This window comes from Scytonema sp. UIC 10036 (assembly GCF_009725235.1).
This window is the reverse complement of sequence record NZ_WJFC01000221.1, coordinates 1-21,826: the sequence shown is the minus strand read 5'-3', so window position 1 is coordinate 21,826 and position 21,826 is coordinate 1. Positions and strand designations below refer to the sequence as shown.

At 40.9% G+C, this 21,826-nt stretch carries 14 protein-coding genes and 2 CRISPR repeat arrays; of the genes, 1 reads left to right on the top strand and 13 read right to left on the bottom strand.

Annotation, left to right across the window (positions count from 1 at the left end; all coding sequences use genetic code 11):
• Positions 1 to 842: 842 nt before the first annotated feature.
• From F7734_RS64675 to cas3, 13 genes are all read right to left on the bottom strand, one after another.
• Entirely contained in the window at positions 843 to 944 is a 102-nt protein-coding gene (locus F7734_RS64675) for a CRISPR-associated endonuclease Cas2 (RefSeq protein WP_347566435.1), read from the bottom strand.
• Between the two features lie 297 nt (positions 945 to 1,241).
• Positions 1,242 to 1,673 (bottom strand): Hsp20/alpha crystallin family protein, encoded by a 432-nt coding sequence (locus F7734_RS51775; protein ID WP_155752067.1) that lies wholly within the window; start codon positions 1,671 to 1,673, stop codon positions 1,242 to 1,244.
• Between the two features lie 304 nt (positions 1,674 to 1,977).
• Positions 1,978 to 2,283: a hypothetical protein gene (locus F7734_RS51770; protein ID WP_155752066.1), complete on the bottom strand. Its 306-nt coding sequence runs from the start codon at positions 2,281 to 2,283 to the stop codon at positions 1,978 to 1,980.
• A 140-nt stretch (positions 2,284 to 2,423) separates the two neighbouring features.
• Positions 2,424 to 3,413, bottom strand: a complete 990-nt coding sequence (locus tag F7734_RS51765; RefSeq protein ID WP_166482689.1) for an NADPH:quinone oxidoreductase family protein — start codon at positions 3,411 to 3,413, stop codon at positions 2,424 to 2,426.
• An 83-nt stretch (positions 3,414 to 3,496) separates the two neighbouring features.
• Positions 3,497 to 4,432: an AraC family transcriptional regulator gene (locus tag F7734_RS51760; protein WP_155752064.1), complete on the bottom strand. Its 936-nt coding sequence runs from the start codon at positions 4,430 to 4,432 to the stop codon at positions 3,497 to 3,499.
• A gap of 4 nt (positions 4,433 to 4,436) precedes the next feature.
• Positions 4,437 to 5,924: direct repeats of the CRISPR family, unit length 37 nt; unit sequence GTTTCAATCCCGCAAGCGGGTTTCATTTATTTGAAAG.
• A gap of 213 nt (positions 5,925 to 6,137) precedes the next feature.
• Positions 6,138 to 6,431, bottom strand: coding sequence for a CRISPR-associated endonuclease Cas2 (gene cas2, locus F7734_RS51755; protein WP_155752063.1), 294 nt, complete (start codon positions 6,429 to 6,431; stop codon positions 6,138 to 6,140).
• Entirely contained in the window at positions 6,428 to 7,405 is a 978-nt protein-coding gene (gene cas1d, locus F7734_RS51750) for a type I-D CRISPR-associated endonuclease Cas1d (RefSeq protein ID WP_155752062.1), read from the bottom strand. Before cas1d ends, cas2 begins: the two co-directional genes overlap by 4 nt.
• 3 nt (positions 7,406 to 7,408) lie before the next feature.
• Positions 7,409 to 7,993, bottom strand: a complete 585-nt coding sequence (gene cas4, locus F7734_RS51745; RefSeq protein ID WP_155752061.1) for a CRISPR-associated protein Cas4 — start codon at positions 7,991 to 7,993, stop codon at positions 7,409 to 7,411.
• The gene (gene cas6, locus F7734_RS51740) at positions 7,990 to 8,874 is read right to left on the bottom strand and encodes a CRISPR system precrRNA processing endoribonuclease RAMP protein Cas6 (protein ID WP_243147539.1); all 885 of its coding nucleotides are present in this window, start codon (positions 8,872 to 8,874) and stop codon (positions 7,990 to 7,992) included. The genes cas4 and cas6 overlap by 4 nt, the downstream gene beginning before the upstream one ends.
• Positions 8,843 to 9,652 (bottom strand): type I-D CRISPR-associated protein Cas5/Csc1, encoded by an 810-nt coding sequence (cas5d, locus tag F7734_RS51735; protein ID WP_155752060.1) that lies wholly within the window; start codon positions 9,650 to 9,652, stop codon positions 8,843 to 8,845. The genes cas6 and cas5d overlap by 32 nt, the downstream gene beginning before the upstream one ends.
• Positions 9,653 to 9,913: 261 nt before the next feature.
• Complete coding sequence (cas7d, locus tag F7734_RS51730) at positions 9,914 to 10,906, bottom strand: type I-D CRISPR-associated protein Cas7/Csc2 (RefSeq protein WP_155752059.1); 993 nt, start codon at positions 10,904 to 10,906, stop codon at positions 9,914 to 9,916.
• A 76-nt stretch (positions 10,907 to 10,982) separates the two neighbouring features.
• Positions 10,983 to 13,904, bottom strand: a complete 2,922-nt coding sequence (gene cas10d / locus F7734_RS51725) for a type I-D CRISPR-associated protein Cas10d/Csc3 (protein WP_155752058.1) — start codon at positions 13,902 to 13,904, stop codon at positions 10,983 to 10,985.
• Positions 13,905 to 14,372: 468 nt separating this feature from the next.
• Entirely contained in the window at positions 14,373 to 16,508 is a 2,136-nt protein-coding gene (gene cas3, locus F7734_RS51720) for a type I-D CRISPR-associated helicase Cas3' (RefSeq protein WP_155752057.1), read from the bottom strand.
• Between the two features lie 128 nt (positions 16,509 to 16,636).
• Here cas3 and F7734_RS51715 point away from each other — a divergent pair, with 128 nt between their 5' ends.
• Positions 16,637 to 17,611 carry a WYL domain-containing protein gene (locus tag F7734_RS51715; protein ID WP_155752056.1) on the top strand — a complete coding sequence of 325 codons (975 nt, stop codon included), beginning with the start codon at positions 16,637 to 16,639 and terminating at the stop codon, positions 17,609 to 17,611.
• Positions 17,612 to 18,330: 719 nt separating this feature from the next.
• Positions 18,331 to 21,783: a CRISPR direct-repeat array (repeat unit 31 nt; unit sequence TTTCATATTAATGACTTCCGCTTGCGGAATT).
• Between the last annotated feature and the right edge of the window lie 43 nt (positions 21,784 to 21,826).

Sequence of the window (21,826 nt, the reverse complement as noted above, 5' to 3'; positions counted from 1 at the left end):
ACACTTTATATTTTTAATTTTCAGGCTTCAAACTATATATACACTAGTCAATTTGTCTTTTTTTTGATATTTGTATTTGATAATGCAAAACAAGACAAGCCGATTACATGTTTCATCCGCAAGCAGGTTCTTTATTGAAAGAGTTGGCAAAGCCCACTCTAGGGATAAGCTCTAGCTTTCATCCCCAGCAGTTTCATTTATTTGAAGTAAATTCAAGCGTTGTTAGTGCCGTTTTTTTGTTAGTTTCATCCGCAAGCAGTTCATTTATTTGAAAGTCCTGCGATCAGTCAAACTCTCCGGCCCGATTTAAAGCTTGTTTCATCCCGCAAGCAGGTTTATTTATTTGAAAGAAGGGGGCAAGACCTTGCTTGATAACCAAAAGTTTCAATCACGCAAGCAGGTTTCATTAGTTGAAATGTCGGACTTGATCAAAAAACATCCCTAAGCGGTCAATGTTCAAATCCGCAGCAGTTCATTTATTTGAAAGAGTGTATCCGTGTGTTCTGCAAGCTAATTTGAAGTTCAATCCCGCAAGCAGGTTCTTTATTTGAAAGGGGGAGCCAACAGAAGCTAACTGTAGAGCCATTTCCACCACCATTTTTGGCGGGACTGTTTTAAAAGTCTATTTCAGGCTTTGATTAAAAGGCTCTTGCTCATCCCTCAATCGCTGGAAGTATTGAATTGTCAAGGTTCTGTCGATTTGGCGGGAGGTGGGGGGTTTTCGCCCGTGCTTTGCCCTGCCAAAAATCTGTAAGATTACCCTAATATCATAATATTATTGTCTCTTGCTGTCGAGGTTGCTCGGAACCGTAAGTCATCGTCTTGCATACCGAGTCGGCGTCTCAAACATAGATCCGCATTGAATCTTCGATAGGTTGAATCAAGTTCTCAACTTGCACTATTAGCTTAGCAAACTGCGTGGCGGTCAAAAAACATTCAAACACACGATAAAACTTGCTAAGCTCCAACAGAAATCATTTGTAACAAGTTAAAAGCGAGTGAATTTTGTCAATATGTCTAAGTATATAAAAAATTTTATATAAGAAGGAGCTTCAAGTGTTTTTCCTTTCTCGTTGGTCTGAGGTTTGGTGAGTCGCTACAGTGCAAGACTTCCCTTAACTATCGAACCGCTTGTTGCTGGTTAAAGCAGTGGGATGAATGTAATTAATTTCGCCCATCACACTTAACATAATCAAAAAGCCCAGTTGCTTGAGTGCAACTGGGCTTTTTCAAACATTAAACTATGCAGTCGGCTGTTCTAAATTCACTTTGATAACTTTGTTCTTCTCTTCTTCCTTCTTGGGCAGAATCAGATTCAAGATACCGTCTTTGTATTCAGCCTTGACATCAGTATTTTGAATTTTTACAGGCAATGGAATGACACGTTGAAACTTACCGTAGTCAAACTCAGTCCGTGTCGTGCCTTTGTCTTCCGTCTTAGTTTCAGACTTGCGCTCTCCACTGATAGAAACAGCCTTTTCTGTGACCTGAATATCTAAGTCTTTAGCATCCATACCAGGAAGTTCCAACTTGAGGTGAACCGCATCATCTGTTTGAGTCAGTTCAGCAGCAGGCACTTTAACAAAATCTCTTTCAAATGGAACTCTTGTATCTTCAAACAGGCGTTGGATAGCGTTCAGTTCTTGCCAGGGGTTGTAACGAATTAATGCCATAGGTGTTATGAATAAGTGAAAATCGCGTTCTTGTTTGTTTGCTTTATATTCTTATGATATTTGTGATAAAAAACTTTGTTATTCGGCTTTAACTACCATCACTATTGATAATAACCGTACCATCAAAGTAATGATTATAAATGAAATGCGATCGGCTTTAGACCGATCGCATTTACAATATTGTTATTAAATTCAAAAATATAACTTTTACGAAAGCGTTACAGCTTTGACATCAATTGTCTTCGCTGTCTGAGGAGAATTTGATTCAGTAGAAGTGACTCTTTTCCGCTCCATATTAAAGTCTTCATTCATTACCCGGTTGCTGTGCAAACAGTGAGGCATAACCAGTATAAGGCTTGAGTGGCAAGAGTTCACAGGCAAGGATATCTTCTTTCACCATTGGCAGTTTCTGCACCTGCTGGGTGATGGATTCAACACTTTCACCTTCCCAGAGCATCACTGCACCACTCATATCAGCAATATAGTACATCTGGCGAATTTGCTCAGAAGCATAAAACTCCCAAGCTTGAGCTGCTTCTGCACTCACAAAGGGCAAAACTTTCTCTACCGGAATTCCTGGTTTGACCCGAGCAATGACTAAAACCTGCATAGTTATGACCTCTAAATTAAAAACTGGAATGAGCTGCTGTGTGATTCTTTCCTACCTTGCAACATTGGAATTTCCATGCATTACAGTGACTTGATTGGGGGTTAAGCGTAGCTCTGCTGTAGGCAATCGCTTTGCGATCCCTACATTGTCAGCACGACTTTAGCACCAGCCCCTTGATGCACTTGTGCGATCGCCTCAGCTGCTTGCTCTAGCGGCATTGTTTTAACGGTCAAATCCTTAAAGATGCCGTCTTGATGCCAACTCAAAATCTCAGCTAATCCTTGACGCACTAAATCCAAATGGTGAACGGTATAGTGAGCGAAATCGGTACCGACGATCGCAAAATTACCTGCCAATACCCGAATCATGCTCAGTTCAGGAATAATCCCACTCGCCATACCGATTGGCAGCAAGCGTCCTTCTGATGCCATCGATTGAATAGCGGCTTCAAACAAATCACCGCCCACAGTTTCAAAAGCAACATTCACGCCTTTGCCTTGGGTGAATTCTTTGATGCGCTCGGTCACGTTTTCTTGCTTGTAGTCAATGACACAATCTGCGCCCAAGTCTTTCGCATGCTGCACTTTTTCTGCACCGCTCGCCGTAGCAATAACCGTTGCCCCTAGATGCTTGCCGATTTGCACAGCAGCCGATCCTGTCGCCCCTGTTGCGCCTGTGACCAACAGAGTGTCACCCACTTGCAATTGGGCGCGATGCTTGAGGGCAATGTATGCTGTGCCATACATGACGGGGAGGGCAGCCGCGATCGCAAAATCAACACTATCAGGGATTGGAACCACGTTTTTAGCAGGAACCGCTATCTGTTCTGCAAACGCACCAAAGTTCGCTGCACCCTCGCTCAAATAAGGCAAGGTCATTAGAACGCGAGTACCAGGTTGTAAATGTGTCGTTCCAGCAGCAATAATCTCACCTGCTGCTTCAAATCCCGGCGTGAAGGGTAATGCAGGCGGAATTTGAAACATACCATTGACAACATACCAATCTGCCGGATTTACGCCCGCTGCTTTGACTCGGACAACCACGCGATCTGCTGTCGGTTGGAGATCGGCAACCTCTTGGACTTGAATAGCAGTTGGATCGGCAAATTTCTTAACTTGTACAGCCTTCATAGGAAATTTCTTACTTAAACTCATTCAGGTTTAGAGTGCTACCCGAACAATTTATAGAGTAATGTTTATCCCAACTGCTTTGATTACACAATCTTGCTCGTTTTTTTATACATTCTTGCAATTTCTTTGGGAGTAGTGCCTGTCAGCCGCTTAAAGTGCCGATTCAGATGTCCCTGATTGGCAAAGCCACACTCCAAGGAGATCTCGGCTAGACTCAAATCACCTTTTCGCAACAATTGTTTTGCCCGTTCTACTCGTTGCTGAATTACATACTGATGTGGCGCGATCCCCAGTGATTGCTTAAACAGGCGACTGAAATAAAACTGGCTCATGTTGACCTGTTGCGCCAACTCTTCTAGTCTCAGACTACAGTCCAAGTGAGTATCAATATAGTCCAGCAACTGATTCAATTTGTACCGAGGTAATCCATCGGCATAGGTAGCGATTTGGGCTTTTTGAACGCCATATTTTCGCAGTAAGTGCGCCACAAGCGTTACCTTAAGCCGATCGATAAATAGATGAGTATTAATCCCTTCCGCGATTAATTCCTGTTTTAGGGTGAACAGAATTCCTTGAATTAATGGATCTTGAATGGTGGCAAACTGGGGGATTAGTTCGATGCGATCGGAATTAACGAGTTCCTGACCCACTTGAATAAACACATGGGGATCTAGCCCAACAAACATAAACTCGATATCCTGTTGCCAGTTACAGCGATGCAGTGCCCCTGCTGGAAGAATAAAGGCGTTATTTTGACCCACCAAATGATGTTGAGACTGCCCGTCAATCGACTGGCTAATTGGCGTACCAGATGTCACCATGGTCAAAATATGCATTTGGTGACGGTGTTCACCTGTGTCGTGCGCGGGCTGTTGCTGTACTTCAAAATGCAAATGAGTCCATTGAGCAGGGCTAGACAAAGAAGCAGATTTTGGCAAAACCAAATTTGAGGCTTCTGGCTGTTCGCCATAGTCAAGTACGGGGATTTCTTGAGGTTGTACTGGCTGTTCTGCTGTCATGCTGGTTTCAATCCCGCAAACGGGTTTCATTTAATTTGAAAGTAAATCAGCCGCTTAATTAAAATCCTACAGATTTACGTTTCAATCCCGCAAGCGGGTTTCGTTAATCTGAAAGATATTGCAATTCTGGGAAACAAGAAGAAAGGTTTCAATCCCGCAAGCGGGTTTCATTTAATTGAAAGTTCCCAAATATCATCTCTTATAAAGTTGGAATTAGGACGTTTCAATCCCGCAAGCGGGTTTCATTTATTTGAAAGGCGGACTCCTTGTCTAGCAAGACTTGATAAGTCGTTTCAATCCCGCAAGCGGGTTTCATTTATTTGAAAGTTTTCAACTTACAATCAATTGTCTTTATTTTGACGAGGTTTCAATCCCGCAAGCGGGTTTCATTTATTTGAAAGTACTCTGTTGAGCTTGACATTCAATTGATAGAATGGAATGTTTCAATCCCGCAAGCGGGTTTCATTTATTTGAAAGGCGGTTGGCTCGTGCATCCAATTTCTAAAGAAGTAGGTTTCAATCCCGCAAGCGGGTTTCATTTATTTGAAAGCATCATCATTGTCGTAATGTACATTTTTCAACTGTTTCAATCCCGCAAGCGGGTTTCATTTATTTGAAAGTAGATGAAACATTAAAAGAAGATATTAAAAAAGGATGTTTCAATCCCGCAAGCGGGTTTCATTTATTTGAAAGTCAATGGAAATGAAGTTGGTAGGTTCACTACCAATTGTTTCAATCCCGCAAGCGGGTTTCATTTATTTGAAAGCCCGGCTTTTTGGCACTTCTTAGAAAAATTTGACTTGTTTCAATCCCGCAAGCGGGTTTCATTTATTTGAAAGAGTGTCTCGAACGTCTTTAAGATTTTCTAATGTTAGTTTCAATCCCGCAAGCGGGTTTCATTTATTTGAAAGGATTTATATCAATTGGGATAGCCAATGTTGCTCTGTTTCAATCCCGCAAGCGGGTTTCATTTATTTGAAAGTGGACACTGACTTCGTTTTCTTGACCAAATCGCCAGTTTCAATCCCGCAAGCGGGTTTCATTTATTTGAAAGTAAACGATGGTACAAACTAAAAAATCAATGGCATAGTTTCAATCCCGCAAGCGGGTTTCATTTATTTGAAAGTATTAAAAAACATCCACGTCAGTATGGATTTTTCCCGTTTCAATCCCGCAAGCGGGTTTCATTTATTTGAAAGAAAAGACGCTGAGTATGCTAGACCGCTAGTGAGATGTTTCAATCCCGCAAGCGGGTTTCATTTATTTGAAAGCAGGCATTTAGTTCGCGTGAAACGAGATACGGTCTTGTTTCAATCCCGCAAGCGGGTTTCATTTATTTGAAAGATCAATCAAGATTTTTATGTCTCTCCGCCTGATGAGTCGTTTCAATCCCGCAAGCGGGTTTCATTTATTTGAAAGCTCACTGTTTAGTATTTTGTAAAAATGAAGCCGTTTGTTTCAATCCCGCAAGCGGGTTTCATTTATTTGAAAGGGGCAGCCAACGGAAGCTAACTGTAGAGACGTTTCCACGACCATTTTTGGCGGGACTGTTTTAAAAGTTTATTTCAGGCTTTCATCAAAGGCTCTGTGCTCATACCTCAATCGCTGAAACTATTGATTTGTCTAGGTTCTGACGTTTTGGCGGGAGGTGGGGGGTTTTCGCCCGTGCTTTGCCCTGCCAAAAATCTGTAAGACTACCCTAATATCATAATATTATTGTGTCTTGCTGTCGAGGTTGCTCGGAACCGTAGGTAATGGTCTTGCGTACCGAACCTGCGTCCAAAACATAGATACGTACTGAATCTTCGGCTGGTTTAATCAAATTCTCAACCTGTACTGTTAGTTTAGCAAACTGCACGGCGGTTAAAAAACATTCAAACACGCTGTATTGTGTCCATGTCCCATAACCTGAAAGCATTTTATGGAGTTTTGTTCGCCGCTTATTTGCTGCTTTATTGTCTGGCACGTCGTAAATGACGAGGTAAAATAAAGTACTCATCTCAGTGCCAGTGCCTTATACGGAACTCCCTCTTGCAAATGCCGACTTAACAATCGTGCTTGCAATTCGATCGCACGCCGATAGCTGCAACTATAGCCAAAGGTAGGATGCTTAAACTCGTCGTTCATTTTTCGTTCCCAGGCTTGCAAAAACTGTTTGCGTCCACTTTCGGAAAGTCGGTACGCACCAAGATTATCGGTAAAATCATCGGGTTTAATTTCTTTGTGGCTGATGACTGAAAGAATCAAATTATCAGCAATCAACGGGCGAAATTCTTCCATCAAATCGAGAACCATAGCTGGCTGTCCTCTTGTCGCCTCATGTAAATAACCAACATAGGGGTCTAAACCAGCCATATGGACTGCAGCCGTTACCTGAACTTGCAAAAGTCCGTAAGCAAAACCCAATAATGCATTGACTGCGTCCGTGGGAGGGCGACGATTTCTACCGTTAAATGACCATTCTTCCTCAAGCATTTTTGACCAAGCGGCAAAATATTCCCGTGCAGCTAATCCTTCAACACCGCGCAACTCGTTAAGGGTTGTTTGTTCTTTGACTAGCTGTTTGCGAGATTTCAGGGGATTGTCTTTTTGGTCGTGGCGGTATAAAACAACGTGTTGATTGTGGATTTTGCCAGTCACAATTGTTTTGACAATCTCCAAACGATGGGCTGCATCGCAGTAAGCAGCATACTGCGCCAGTCGCAACTGACCGTTACGAGAGTATGCGGGAAGCGCCGAACCCAAGTATTTCCCAAAACCAGAAAGGTAATGTACTGGCATTCCCAGTTCTAAAGCATAGACTAAAGCATCGCCTGTAATTTGGGGATTTCCCATCAAGACGACTTGTTCTACAGTTTGGGCGGGAACGGATTTTTTCTCCCAATTGCCATCTTCTTGTTTGAGGGCAACTTTGAAAGCTTCTGCGGCTTTGCTGAGAACTGCATCTGGTTGAGTGACGTAGAGAATAGACATAATTTATACCTCAAGGCGTAGTTTTTTGATTTCTTTAGGCAAACAAATTTTCTGCAAGCTGCAATCCTGACACTTTTTCGCATTGTCAATTGGTGGTGGCATTGCACTTCCAATAGCGGATCGCGCTGCTTGAATTGCTTGTTCTGTTGCTAACCGCAATTCGGGTGTAAAATAAATACGCTCGCGACGACGGTTGGCATAGTAAAAAATTTCTCCGTAAGGAATGGTAGTTCCTGTACGTTCTTCTAAACACATAGCCGCACCACATAGTTGAAAATGGTCGTTCAAGTGGTTTGCCATGCGTCCTTTTTTAAATTCCAACGGCACTAACTGGTTGTCTTTTTCTTCGACTGCATCGATAATGCCATTGATGAGCGTGCGATCGCTCCACACCCATTGATGTCGATAAACCACCTTGTCACCTTCAACAGATTTCCCCTCATCATCAACATTGCGGTGCAAGTGACGACCGATGATAATATGCTCGTTGTCGGCATTTTCTCCCAGTTCGTATTCCAGAAAAAAGCGGCGCGGACAGTACTCCCAAGCATTTAGATAAGCAAGGGGAAGATAGAATTGTTCGTTCATTTCGCGTTAGCCTCAAAACCCTTTCTACGAGGTTTTTTATAATTAGGAGTTTTTGAAGATTGAATTTTGAATTGTGAATTGCCCAACTGTGTTTGTCCCATTCCCATAGCGGTTTTACGCCCTACACCAGCAAAGAAGGCAAAATTCGCCAAAATCGTTGCAATTCGAGCCGTTTCCGCACAACTAAATCGGTAGCGTACCCAGCCCTGCGCCCCAACCTCCGCACCTCCTTCCATCTTGAGTGCATAGGTTTTCAGTTCGTAACCTGTGACAACAGCATTCCATTCACAAGCCGGAAGTTGGTATTGTTCTGGTGCAAAAACATTCCACCGCCGATGCAGGGAGTTAAACACCAATTCAGGTAAGGGAAAAGTCTGGACGCTTTGATTTTGCTTAAAGCTGGTAGGAGAGAAAAAATGCATCTCGATATCCGTTAAAACTGGGGCTGGGTGTGACAGCAGCGCATAATCAGCCGCACCAGCTAAATGATGCGTTCCCGGTAAGGCGTACATATTCCGCAAGACAAAGGGGAAATCTCCTAACACTAAAGATTGATTCTCTGACAGTTCAAATCCCCGCATTAATGGTTCAACCAAACCACCATCCAATAAACTAATCCGAAAATAAAAGTAATCTCCTACACGCACCCCACCCTGACGGCGATTTCCCAACAAACCGGAAATCGTCAATGGCGAACTTTGACTTGCATGGACGGCTTCCGCCACAGATGGATTTGCGGCTGCTAACCATTTGATTACTAGTGCGTGCAATGCACGAGATAAAGTTGGGGGGATTTCTCCTACATCTGCTGCTGCAAGTTCGATAACGATAGAATGCAATGTAGTAAACTTATGCTGTTGCAACGACATTTCCTGCTCCATAAAAAGTGACCTTGGGTAAATAAATTTCTTCAGGTAATTGTTGATATTGTCCTACTGTTAATGTTGCTTTAAAATCTTCCCACTCCTTATTTTTCGTTTTATCATTTTTCTTGGCAAAAATATGCTCACCTCGTAATTGTGCTTGACTGACTAAACTCACGGGAGGCATAACAATCCGGTTATAAAGTAAGAGCCGAGTTTCACTGGGCAAATCTAAAGGATTTAAAGGATGCAAACAGGTGTAATCTCCAGATTGCGATCGCAGGATTTGTTCAGGAAGTTTAATGACTTCAACTCTAATTTTTGCTGCCCATTTTCCCAAGCGTATCCAACGAGGAATTTTGATAGTTTCTGGAGCAACAATATATGTGCGATATTGACTGCCAACAGCCAATTCTTTAGCCCTTCCGTAATTAATCGGGTAATTTTTATCAGCACCTTTATCACCAAACTGTTTTGACTTACCATAATAGCCAACTTGAGCAGCTTTGAAGGTGTTGATTTGATAAGACCAATTGATAGGTTGAGCGGGAAATACATAAATTCCGGCTTGATTGAGATGTAAAAGATTTTGTTCGGCGCTTGCATCTAAATATGTGGGTTTTTGTGCCAGTTCCCCTTGCAGCCGATAGGGTTGGGGAATGTAATGAATGGAGAAAAGTGCAAAGCTTAGCCCCCAATTGTGTAAATATTTCTCAGTTTCATAGAGAATTCCCATTTCCCTAGTGGCGAAGAAAACATTATCGTGTAGTGTCAAATTGCAGTGATATAAAACCATAATGAAATCATTTTGGATTAGCGTTAGTTTTACCCCACCCTAACCCTCCCCTTGGAAAGGGGAGGGAACCGGAAATCTAATCTCCCCCTTTCCAAGAAAGGGGAGGGAACCGGAAATCTAATCTCCCCCTTTCCAAGAAAGGGGAGGGAACCGGAAATCTAATCTCCCCCCTTTCCAAGGGGGGATTAAGGGGGGTAAAGCGCCTCTACAGTTCAAAACTGATTTTTTAACCATAGAGACACTAAGAAAATAGAGAAAAGATTACTTACCCTTCTTTTTAGCTCCAAAAGATTCTGCATAAGCTTTAGTTTGCCCGTATAATGCAGTCATAGTTTCCACCAAGCGAGCCTCATCTTGATACAGGGCATTAATTTCACCGACCAAATCATCTAATTGTGACCCCAAAATCAACTGATTTTTCCGTACAGGTTCATCATTCAATAAATCATTTGCCACCCTTTCTACCTGTTGTAAAACATCACTAATAGGAGTATGGATATCTCCTTTTAAAGCATCATAAAGTGCTTGAGTGAAATGTAAATTACTAAAAATTTCACCATCACTAAAAACAATTCCAGCAATGTAATTCCGCATTGTTCCCGTGCGCGATTCTTGAGCGCCATATCTTTTAGTACGCAGTAAGTTACCCAAAACGTAGATAAAACCCTCATAGGTAGAGTCGCGCAGCGTTTCTACTGTGGGGAATGTCACCTCTGGAATCACATGATCCAATTCATTGATACTGCTTCGCATTTCCCCTGCTTCGCTCATCGTTCCCCCTTCAAAAGGTGCATTGAAAGTAAAACTGCGATGGGACTCCTCGTAAGCACTCAGGGAAAAAGCCGAATCAGAATAGACTTTAGAACGTTCCGAACCACTGTCACCGATCGCAAATCCGTAAATAATACAATCCGGGCACTTTTTGCAAGATTTTTCCCCATTATATTCACAGTATTTATCCTTATTCGCATCATCCGCGCTTGTCAGACTTAAACCACGCAGTAATTCCCGTCCAGCAAGTCTTTCAGGAGTCGTTTGTTTGCGCTTAAACATCACCAAACGGCTAATTTGTTTTTTGCTTTCATCTGTCTTACCCAAACCCGCTTGCGTGCGTGCAGTGTTGAGAATTCCATCTGTTTGAAACACAGGGAACGATTGACTGTGACGTAACAAGATAAAATGAATATACTTTCCAGATGCCAAACGGGGAAATGCAGATTGAAATTCAGGCTTCAAAGTTGTAAGAATGCTCATGGTATTTTGGATTTTAGATTTTGGATTTTGGATTGGAGAATTTTGGACTTTAGATTTTGGATTCTGTATTGGAGAATTAGGAGAATTTTGCAGATTTTTCTTGTAAAGCCAACCAACGATAAGCAAATTCTGCTCCAGATTTAATCCGATTGCGATTTTCTTGAAGCAAAGCGCGATCGCCTTTATAAAGTTCAAGAAACAGTTCGCGAACACAAGTCGTCATAAAAGCATGAATTGCCATTAATTCTTGCTCCTCCCTTTTAGTTTTATCCATTGATTTATCCATCATCAAAGGACGTTTATAAACTTCTTGACGCCCCAAAGCATCTTGAATTTGTCCGGAAGCCTGTAAAATTAAATCATCGACATCAACTTGCTGGGGAACTGACAAAATCATTTCCATAGCTTTTGATAAAGGAAGTAAAATTGTATGGCTGGATTCGCCCAAATTAGCTTGATAAAACACGCGATATTGCTGTACTAGCTTTTCGATTAACTTCATGAGAAAAATGCCTCCGTTTAGCCTAAAATTATCTTGTTTTACCCAAAGTTGAGCATATTGCCAATAACGCCTAACTTCTTCTTGGCTGGGTATATCTCGTTTATCGCGTCGTAAACCCTCTGCTGCTAGACAAAAAATATTTAATACATTTGTTGTCACCTCCCGAACTGTTTTAATCAAATCTCGCCATTTAGCATCTGGTGGAGAACTCCGAGTTTCTAAATGAAGACTGTATGCAATCAAAAGTCGCTGCATTGCATTTTGAAAATCTTGAATTCGCAACGAATTAGACAATCCGAGTAAATTCCAAAATGACGCGGGTGCATCGAGAACTATTGACTCTTTAAAATCACTATCGCTGTTATAAAGCGGAACGGAACTACTAGTTGCTATAACTTTGACTCCTAGCAATATGGAAAGCGATAAAGCAAGAAAAGCAGGTTGTACCCATGCATCAGTGAGTGTTTTCCCTCGTGTAGTTGTATAGTTCATTGCCATAAAAGGCAAATCTTCTTTCGCATATTTATCCTTTTCAAATCGCCCTAAATTTGCTTCATCACTTAACCAGGGGACGGATTGCAAAGCATGAATATCCATTTTCTTCTCCAGCCACTGCTTGCGAACATCCCACAGATTGATGGATTTCATATTGTTGACTAACAACTTGATAGCAGCAGCTGTTTGAGGAGAATAGACATAAGCCGGAAAGATATACAAAAAGACGGGTTGTTGTTCTTCTAGCTTTCCTGCTGGGACAGACCAAAAAGCCTGTCTGAGTAACATTTCCAAAGCCCATATTTTGGAAATACCTCGTTTGATTTGTCTCCCTCCAAGAGGGTTTTTATTGCTATATTGCTGTGGCTTAAATAAAACCACAGAATCCATTTGGTCTTCAGAGATGAATTCACCTGAACTTAACGAACAAATAGGTTGTTTTGCTACCTTTGTTTTCGCATTGGCATAGGCTGTAAATTCAGTGTCGAATGAAGTGCGATCGCTATCCCATGCTTGTACTTCTAAATATTGAGTTAAGTAATCATAGAAAATATCGCGAATAGGGCTAGAATGTGAGGAAAGTAAGTGATTTTCATTTGCCCAATTTACTAAATCTTCAGCCCATTTTTCGATAGATTCCGATACATCTTCTGGTTTTAAAGTCGTATAATTCGCAATATAACAAGCAGCAGCATGATACCATCCATAATTTACACCTCCTGATTGTACTTGTGTTTCCTCTGGTGATATTTGGTTGCTAATTCCCAGAGTATTGAGCATCCAATTTATGTATTCTAGAGACTCACCAAAAAATTCCTTTTGAGTGAGAAAAATAAATTCGGCAATGCGATCGGCTCGAATATCAGCACCCTTGCTGAGAAATTCTCGTTCAGTTTCAGTTAAAGATAACTTCTCCAAACGTTTGGGTGTTGCGGGGTCTTTACTATTTGCGACTTTAACCTCAATGACTCGTGGTAATTTGGGAATAAGTTCTGCTGGAGAAAATAATTCCAAGGTTTGCGGTGCAACTTTTAAGCCTTTTCCATCTCGCTTAAACCCAATATCTCCTCCCATCATTTTACTAGCTAAGACTCCACTGACTTGAGTCCAAATAAATTCTTGAAGTTTTTGAATCTCTGGAGTTTCATTATCTGGTGGTGCTAGATAAATAACACCTTGAGCAAAGAACAAAATTGGTTCCCAATCGAATTCTTTAGCAAACAAAATTGTGGCGTTATGAATCCCATTACTGAGGATACCTACAGTATCTCGCAAGCGATGATAAACCAAATTTTTGTTAATATTTAAGAATCGCAGTTGTTCCCGCAGTCGTTGTCCTCCAGTTTGAGTATCTATATCTCCTGGATCGCTGAAATGGACTGCAATATCGCCAAAAGCAAGCAGACGACGCAAAGGAATTTCCAAACGTCGGCGATCTTTAATTTTAGGAACAAGCCAGTTAGCGGGGTAAATATTTGTGCTAGCTTTATTTTGGGTATTTTGTGCTAAGTAAGCAATTTCTGGGAGATAGTCTTGCCATTCAGACCAAAATAATTGAAACTCAAGTTTTTCTCCTAAATCGCGGCACACATTAATAATTTCTTCAACTTGCCAATTTTTGGGCGTTTCTTCTCCTTGTCCGTTACAATACTTGTTGTAGTCATGTAGAGTTAATCCCAAACAAAGTAAATATTTTTCAACATCTGATAAAGGTTGGAGTAAATATTTACTAATATTCCAAGCAGTGAGTAAGCCATTGAGAACGTGAACCAATAAATTTTGATCTGCACGACTCGACCAACTTTGAGCTTTTTCTTGAGCATAGGAGTCACCAAGCTGAGATAATAGTTGGTAATGTGCTTCGTAAGAACCACCTAAAGCTGAAATGAAACTAAATTCCCGTTCTAGTGGTGGTAGTAGCTTCTCGATATACAAACGCAAAATCGGGTCTGTATCTTCTGGTAAAGTTTCAATGAGCAGTGTTTGAAGAAGGGTTGACATAAGACAATTTTGGATTTTGGATTTTGGATTTTGGATTTACGATTTTAGATTTTGGATTTTGGATTTACGATTTTAGATTTTGGATTGATAAAGTTATGCCTAGAGTGGATTTTGAATTTACGATTTTGGATTGACCTCACCTAAAGGGAGAAAAATTGAGGATTTTAGGTTCTTGATTTTAGATTTAAAATTCTTTAGAAATCAGTAAGTCGGCGTAAATAATCATCACTGTTTGTAGTTGCGCTGTCTTCGCTGTTCGCGTAGCATGGCGTTAGCTATAGCGCTACTACGAGCCAAATACAAAGACTTTACTTTTTGTTACACAGTTTTTTCACAGACTTACTTACATAGGCATGAAATTTTAAAAAATCTAAAATCCAAAATCTAAAATCCAAAACCTAAAATCCAAAATCTAAAATCCAAAATCTAAAATCCAAAATCTAAAATCCAAAATCTAAAATCCAAAATCTAAAAGATGGAAGATTCAAATCGCGTACTGGTAAATTTTTTCAAATGCCACTTTAAAGCTTCTAAAAGTAAAGCATCTTGATGAAATGCACACGCATAAGCTTGTTCGCTCGCATCCACCAAGCGATACAAACCAAACAATGGGCTGAGGTTAAGAGTACGGCTTACTTCCCAATGGCTGCTGAGTTTACTTTTGTTGACTGGAACTAAAAAAGTGAGTAATTTCTTGTGGTGCAAACAGTTAACAACATCAGCTTGCAAATCACCAACTAAACTTAACTTATCTATTAAATAGAGTTCGCCAACTGGTAACTCGCTGCTGTTGCGGTTGCAGTGCAAGCTAATATTGTCCACTCGCTTATCCAACCATTCCTGAATCCGAAGATAAACATTGATAAATTCATCAGGAAATTCTTCTTCACCCCTTCCCGACTGAGTAACTGCATTTAAAAATGTCTCGCGGTTAATAATTTCAACTCGTGCATACGGTAAAAGTCTCAGTAGATCGTAAGTGTAGAAATTATTGCCATCCCAAACGGCGGCTTGTAGCGTTGAACCTCCTCGAAAGCGTAAAAGTTCTTTTTGGGTTGCTTTACCAACAGGATTATTTTGCATCGCAAACCACTGGCGGCTTGCGGACTCAAAATCTTGCGAGTAAATGCGCTGCAAATCTTCAGTCATGCGTTGACGGACTTGTTCGCTGACTTTCGCATTCTCTTGAGTCATTCGGGACAACATTCCCTGGGCTTGCAATGTACCCCAACGCTGGCGATATTTTTGAAATTCTTTGGGTGGGTCAAATGCATAAGCGATCGCATCTGCTAAAGTGTCCCGTGTCACTGTTTCATCGGGAGTCAGTTTTTCTTGCAGTCGTGCCACAATCCAAGGAGTATGACCGGGAATCAAAATAAAAGCCCTGTACGTATTAAAACCAGGATGTCTCCCCAAACGTCCCAAACGCTGCATCACAGTTGCAGAGTCGCTACTTTCAAAAATCAACAGGTGAATTTTAAAATCAACTCCAACATCAACTGCAGAAGTACCGACAACAAGAACTGGTTGACTGGAATCTTTCAAGTCATTTTGCACCTGCAATCTTTGCTGTCGGTCAACCCGTCCGCTAATTTCTCGAACAATCACCCCTGGTAACAAAGCTTGTAGTAAACGAGTAACCTGACCGGCTTTCGCCACCGAATTCATAATAATCAAGCCCCTCGCTTTTGATTCCGCATTCAGAATTTCTTGAAGAGTCGGAATCATCTCTTCCAACCACGTCTGGGTGTCTTTGTCCTTCGGTAATTCCACAAACTCCAAGTCCACTGGTTGCAGAATTTGTCGAAATCCAGGTGTTTCCTCGCTTGCATAAACCCCTTCAACCGAAGCTACCTTAAAACCAGCTTTGCGGAGTTGTTCGATAAAATCCGGTTTTGGCGTTGCTGAAGTAAACAAAAACCGTCTGGGACGGGGTTGGTTTTCTTGGCTGCGGCGAATGAAAGCCAAACTATTTAAAGCAGCAGTTTCTTGATGACTGCCAAAAATAGGAAATTCGTCAAACACCCATAGATCGGGCCATTCAGCCAATGTCAATGGTAAGTGAGCATTACCATAAGCCGGATTACGGTACTGAAAGTGAGTCATGTAATGAAAAATATCGGGGTTGGTTAGCAAAACAGGCTTTTGATAAATCGCCAACAGGAGTTCTTGAAACTTATCACTCTTATCTGCTTGCTTAACTCGTCTATTTAATTCCGCACCAAAGAGACGGTCAACCCGTTGAGAAGCATTTAAATTGAATAGGCTGTTGTAATGCTTTTGTTGTTCGGCTTGGTCTTCCACCAGTTCGATAGTGGGATACAAAGCCATAATGCGGAAATCAGGATTGAGGAGTCCCGGTAAATTTGCAGCCAAGGACTTACCATCACCAGTTGCCGATTTATTGCAAATAATATCTGCATCTCCGTGTATAATTTCTTTATAAGTTTTCGCTTGATGTGATGATAAGGGACAAACACATCCTGGTGGTGGTTGCAGCTTGGGAGCCTGTTGAGTGACAAGGCATTTAGAAGTACACCCAACCGGACAGTTCTCAACTCCTGGGTTAAGCTGAGAGTAGAGAGGTTGTAAAAAAAGCTTCATTTGCTTTCCTGTATTTCCTTTGAACCCAGTCTAATACTAGTTTCTAAAACTTTGTTATCATTTTTTGACTACGGTAGGAAAATTCTGGGAACACTAGTAGAGTCAAACACGCAAAAAACTTTCAAACAATGCCGCCCAAAGTGGATGCAAGTAACAACCAGCTTGCCTTTGCTCTAGAAATCCTCAGACTTCTAGCCGAAAAACCACGACGCCGCGATGAACTCACAGATTTACTATCAATCTTTCTCGAACAGCACGGTCAATCTATAGATAATATTGATGTTAAGCAAAAACTGACTCGCGCAATTCGCAAGCTGAGGGATTGCGGTATCGAAATTAGAAGCGGAACTCACAGCCCTTACGAACTCGTTGAGTCAAAATTTCCCCTACTCCTGTCTACCGAACAGCGATCAGCCCTAGCCATAGCTGTTTATTTCCTTTCTGATATGGGCTTTTCGGCTCAAGCTAGTCAGATTCAACGCATTGGGAATCTGTCAGAATCAGACATTCCAGCGTTTGTTAAGCTGGATTTTAGTCCTCCTGTTGATTATAGCGATCGCAATTTAGATAAGATTGTTCGTCAACTTCAAGAACGCTTTCAGCAACAATGTCGCTACACAATTCGCTATCAAAGCAAACCAGGAGAAGGGAGAATTTGGGATATAGACCGTTCGGAGTTGCGATTGCACGATGGTGTTCTCTACCTGTTTGCATTTATCCCCGATTGGCGTTCTTGGCAATTTGACCATTGGCACAACATTGACCAAAATCATATCTTTCGCCTTGATAGAATAGTCAATGTTGGTGCTGCATCGGATACTCGTTGGGTATCATGTGACTTTCCCAAGTTAAAAGTACGTTATCGCACGAGCGGAAAATTAGCGAATTACAAACCTCGACGTAAGGATGAAGTCATTGTTTGCAGCGATCCGGAAGGAAAGTTTCGTGAGATCGAAGCCACGATAGATTATTGGTTTTGGTTTCGTCAGCGTATTTTGAAATATGGCGAAAGTGCTCAACTTCTTAGCCCGCAAAAGTTGGCTGATGAGATGAAAAAAGAATATCAGAAGATATGGGAAAAATTATCAGCAGATGAAAATTGATTAAATCTCACGCAAAGGCGCAAAGGCGCAAAGAAAGACGCGATTTGTTTGTAGTAGCGCTTTAGCGCATGTATCACCACTAAAAGCAATTAATGATTCTTTGCACCCGCTCACGTTAATTAAAAGAAATAGATATTATCTGTAGGGTGTATCCTGCTTTTGCAAATTTCCTTTAGAATTGGACAACTGCTATGACGACTGACTTATCAATTTCGCTAGCGATCGCAAAAAGAATAGACTTCTTGTAAAAGTAAAAAAATGAATAATAACCGCAGATGAACGCAGATACACACAGATAAAATTTTCTGATACAAGAAGTTTAATATTGAGTTAGGAGAAGCGTCTGTATTGGGATATCAAACAGAAAAACTTAAATTAAATATAGACGTTAAAAAACAGAAAAAGAACAAAAAAAATCAAGTTGACAATTTTCATGAGAGCATTTATCTTTAGCTTATACAGTACCGCAATCTGTTTTCAGCAGCCTCCGGTCACCTCTGTACCTCGACATTGGAATATGCTCAAAATTTTGGCGGGGCAAAGCACGGGCAAAAACCCCCTACCTCCCGCCAAAAGTCTGTAACCCTTATCCTGACAGGAATTTGTCTTGTAAAGTCAATCATTTGACAGTTTCTGCGATCGCTGAAATGGGGTTTTTTACCTCCCCTGCCAAAAATGGTTGTAGAAATCAAGATGGTGCAGGGTTTCAAATGCCGGGGTTTCATATTAATGACTTCCGCTTGCGGAATTGAAACAAGCTTTTGCTAGATGTTCTCGTAATATATTAAATGTTTCATATTAATGACTTCCGCTTGCGGAATTGAAACGATTTAGCAGAAAATACTATTGCATGGGCAAATCAGGTTTCATATTAATGACTTCCGCTTGCGGAATTGAAACTAACTGTCCATAATCCAAAGTTAGACAAGCCGATTTTGTTTCATATTAATGACTTCCGCTTGCGGAATTGAAACCTTGCAGATGTAGTGCTATCGTCAAAAAATAAAAGGTCGTTTCATATTAATGACTTCCGCTTGCGGAATTGAAACTGGCAACACAAAGACAAAAGGTTGAAACTGTCGATCGTTTCATATTAATGACTTCCGCTTGCGGAATTGAAACGTAGCAGTAAAAAAGGTGGGAAAAAATCATCAAATCAGTTTCATATTAATGACTTCCGCTTGCGGAATTGAAACCTGAAATAGATACAGTAGAAACGATGATCCAAGTTTCATATTAATGACTTCCGCTTGCGGAATTGAAACCGTCAGGATACGGCACTTGTCCGTTATTTTTAGATAGTTTCATATTAATGACTTCCGCTTGCGGAATTGAAACACTCAACTAGGCACGGTTAGCGACAAGTTGGCAGACAAGTTTCATATTAATGACTTCCGCTTGCGGAATTGAAACTGTTCATGATTACTCCTCATTTAACGCTTCAAGTTTGTTTCATATTAATGACTTCCGCTTGCGGAATTGAAACGATAATGCCTAAAAGAAAAGGTAATGGGAGAAGTCGTTTCATATTAATGACTTCCGCTTGCGGAATTGAAACCCAAAGTCTATGGCTATTGCTTGACAAGCCCGATCAAGTTTCATATTAATGACTTCCGCTTGCGGAATTGAAAACGATAAAGCTACGCCCATTCGCGTTGCTAATTCTTTGTTTCATATTAATGACTTCCGCTTGCGGAATTGAAACGAAAATGTTTAGGGCTGAACTAAAAGAATTAAAAGCAAGTTTCATATTAATGACTTCCGCTTGCGGAATTGAAACTTCTTTGGATGATATTTATTATTTTGTTGTCCCAAGTTTCATATTAATGACTTCCGCTTGCGGAATTAAACGATCACGACGCCTATTGTCTTAAGCACCAAATTGTTTCATATTAATGACTTCGCTTGCGGAATTGAAACAAGCTTGACAATAAATTAAAAACTGTAGAAATACAAGCCTGTTTCATATTAATGACTTCCGCTTGCGGAATTGAAACTTGCCGACTAACTTTGAAAAACGCGTTAGCCCAACTGAGTTTCATATTAATGACTTCCGCTTGCGGAATTGAAAACTGCAACGTCCCAACTGCTTTGATTTTTTCGCAGGCGGTTTCATATTAATGACTTCGCTTGCGGAATTGAAACAGAGACTGATTGGGTTCTTGGTTCCAGCATGGATTGTTTCATATTAATGACTTCCGCTTGCGGAATTGAAACAACACTGGAAATATTTTCTTGAAATCACATCAAGTTTCATATTAATGACTTCGCCTTGCGGAATTGAAACAAGAAGCTAGCGGCGCTATTGGAGATAGCCACGACATGTTTCATATTAATGACTTCCGCTTGCGGATTGAAACGATTTCATCGATATCCAGCACTTGAGACAAGAGGTCGGTTTTCATATTAATGACTTCCGCTTGCGGAATTGAAACATTCAGATTCTTCGCCTTCGTCCTCTTCATCCCAGTTTCATATTAATGACTTCCGCTTGCGGAATTGAAACAGCACATCTTACGTCCTTCCTTTTTCGAGATTTTTGGCAAAGTTTCATATTAATGACTTCCGCTTGCGGAATTGAAACAGCAATGCTGTTTCTAGAATCCCCGCCAAAAACCTCAAAGTTTCATATTAATGACTTCCGCTTGCGGAATTGAAACTTTCTTCTAGAGTGAATAACAGATCGGATAGTTCCGGAGTTTCATATTAATGACTTCCGCTTGCGGAATTGAAACGTTCGTATTTCTCCCATATCTCTATAGGGTTGAACGTTTCATATTAATGACTTCCGCTTGCGGAATTGAAAACGGCAATCCCCCCCTATGAGCGTGCAAGTCCTTCCACGTTTCATATTAATGACTTCCGCTTGCGGAATTGAAACCTTTTAAGAAAAAACCTGAATGCAAGGTTGGTGTTTCATATTAAGACTTCCGCTTGCGGAATTGAAACATTTCGATGGAACGCTTACTTGTGACGGATTTGGTACGTTGTTTCATATTAATGACTTCCGCTTGCGAATTGAAACACTCATAGGGTATTTAGCAGCGAGATCTTGCAACTGTTTCATATTAATGACTTCCCGCTTGCGGAATTGAAACGAAATTGTGGAAATTCAAGAGATTTTCGCTTCTACGTTTCATATTAATGACTTCCGCTTGCGGAATTTGAAACGCTTAATAATTTATACCAGTATCAAATCCGATGGTTTCATATTAATGACTTCCGCTTGCGGAATTGAAACATTTTTTGATTTGAGTTAACTGACAATCAAGCGCGGTTTCATATTAATGACTTCCGCTTGCGGAATTGAAACTGGCGTGAACTACATTAACTTGCAATGATGATTGGCGTTTCATATTAATGACTTCCGCTTGCGGATTGAAACATGGAATTTCCAATGCCTTCGGGTCAAGCTTGGTTGTTTCATATTAATGACTTCCGCTTGCGGAATTGAAACATAACCTCTGACCACAAAATCAAAGGTATCGGGAGTTTCATATTAATGACTTCCGCTTGCGGAATTGAAACGCTCCGCGATCGTGTGGATATTGACGACGGCAGTTTCATATTAATGACTTCCGCTTGCGGAATTGAAACAAAAGCCATGGGCTTAAAAATGGGAAGAAAGCGATCGGTTTCATTTAATGACTTCCGCTTGCGGAATTGAAACTTTCGTTCTTCGGCAGTCGCCCGGTTTCGATGGAGTTTTCATATTAATGACTTCCGCTTGCGGAATTGAAACTTAACTTCGACGACCAGTTGCTCGTATTTCTCTTTGGGTTTCATATTAATGACTTCCGCTGCGGAATTGAAACCGTGACGGTAAATTGCATTTTCAAATAATATTATGCGTTTCATATTAATGACTTCCGCTTGCGGAATTGAAACAACCTTGTTGTAATAAGGTTTTAGCTTAGAGGTTTCATATTAATGACTTCCGCTTGCGGAATTGAAACTACAAGTTTTTACTTTACCTGATTTGTCAGCTTTGGGTTTCATATTAATGACTTCCGCTTGCGAATTGAAACCATCTTTGCTAGCGATATGCTGCCAGAGTATTACTGGTTTCATATTAATGACTTCCGCTTGCGGAATTGAAACCAGCCTTACGAGTTTCTGATATGGGTTCCTGACGGTTTCATATTAATGAATTCAGATTGAGGAATTGAAACCTGCGCCAGCTAATCCATGACAAAATAGAAGTTGGTGACTTAT

What these genes read in the sequence shown, in the direction of transcription:
- cas1d (WP_155752062.1), bottom strand. Translation starts at nt 7,405, where the DNA reads ATGTCTATTCTCTACGTCACTCAACCAGATGCAGTTCTCAGCAAAGCC.
- cas5d (WP_155752060.1), bottom strand. Translation starts at nt 9,652, where the DNA reads ATGGTTTTATATCACTGCAATTTGACACTACACGATAATGTTTTCTTC.
- cas3 (WP_155752057.1), bottom strand. Translation starts at nt 16,508, where the DNA reads ATGAAGCTTTTTTTACAACCTCTCTACTCTCAGCTTAACCCAGGAGTT.
- F7734_RS51760 (WP_155752064.1), bottom strand. Translation starts at nt 4,432, where the DNA reads ATGACAGCAGAACAGCCAGTACAACCTCAAGAAATCCCCGTACTTGAC.
- cas4 (WP_155752061.1), bottom strand. Translation starts at nt 7,993, where the DNA reads ATGAACGAACAATTCTATCTTCCCCTTGCTTATCTAAATGCTTGGGAG.
- F7734_RS51775 (WP_155752067.1), bottom strand. Translation starts at nt 1,673, where the DNA reads ATGGCATTAATTCGTTACAACCCCTGGCAAGAACTGAACGCTATCCAA.
- cas7d (WP_155752059.1), bottom strand. Translation starts at nt 10,906, where the DNA reads ATGAGCATTCTTACAACTTTGAAGCCTGAATTTCAATCTGCATTTCCC.
- F7734_RS51715 (WP_155752056.1), top strand. Translation starts at nt 16,637, where the DNA reads ATGCCGCCCAAAGTGGATGCAAGTAACAACCAGCTTGCCTTTGCTCTA.
- F7734_RS51765 (WP_166482689.1), bottom strand. Translation starts at nt 3,413, where the DNA reads ATGAAGGCTGTACAAGTTAAGAAATTTGCCGATCCAACTGCTATTCAA.
- F7734_RS51770 (WP_155752066.1), bottom strand. Translation starts at nt 2,283, where the DNA reads ATGCAGGTTTTAGTCATTGCTCGGGTCAAACCAGGAATTCCGGTAGAG.
- cas6 (WP_243147539.1), bottom strand. Translation starts at nt 8,874, where the DNA reads ATGGAGCAGGAAATGTCGTTGCAACAGCATAAGTTTACTACATTGCAT.
- cas2 (WP_155752063.1), bottom strand. Translation starts at nt 6,431, where the DNA reads ATGAGTACTTTATTTTACCTCGTCATTTACGACGTGCCAGACAATAAA.
- cas10d (WP_155752058.1), bottom strand. Translation starts at nt 13,904, where the DNA reads ATGTCAACCCTTCTTCAAACACTGCTCATTGAAACTTTACCAGAAGAT.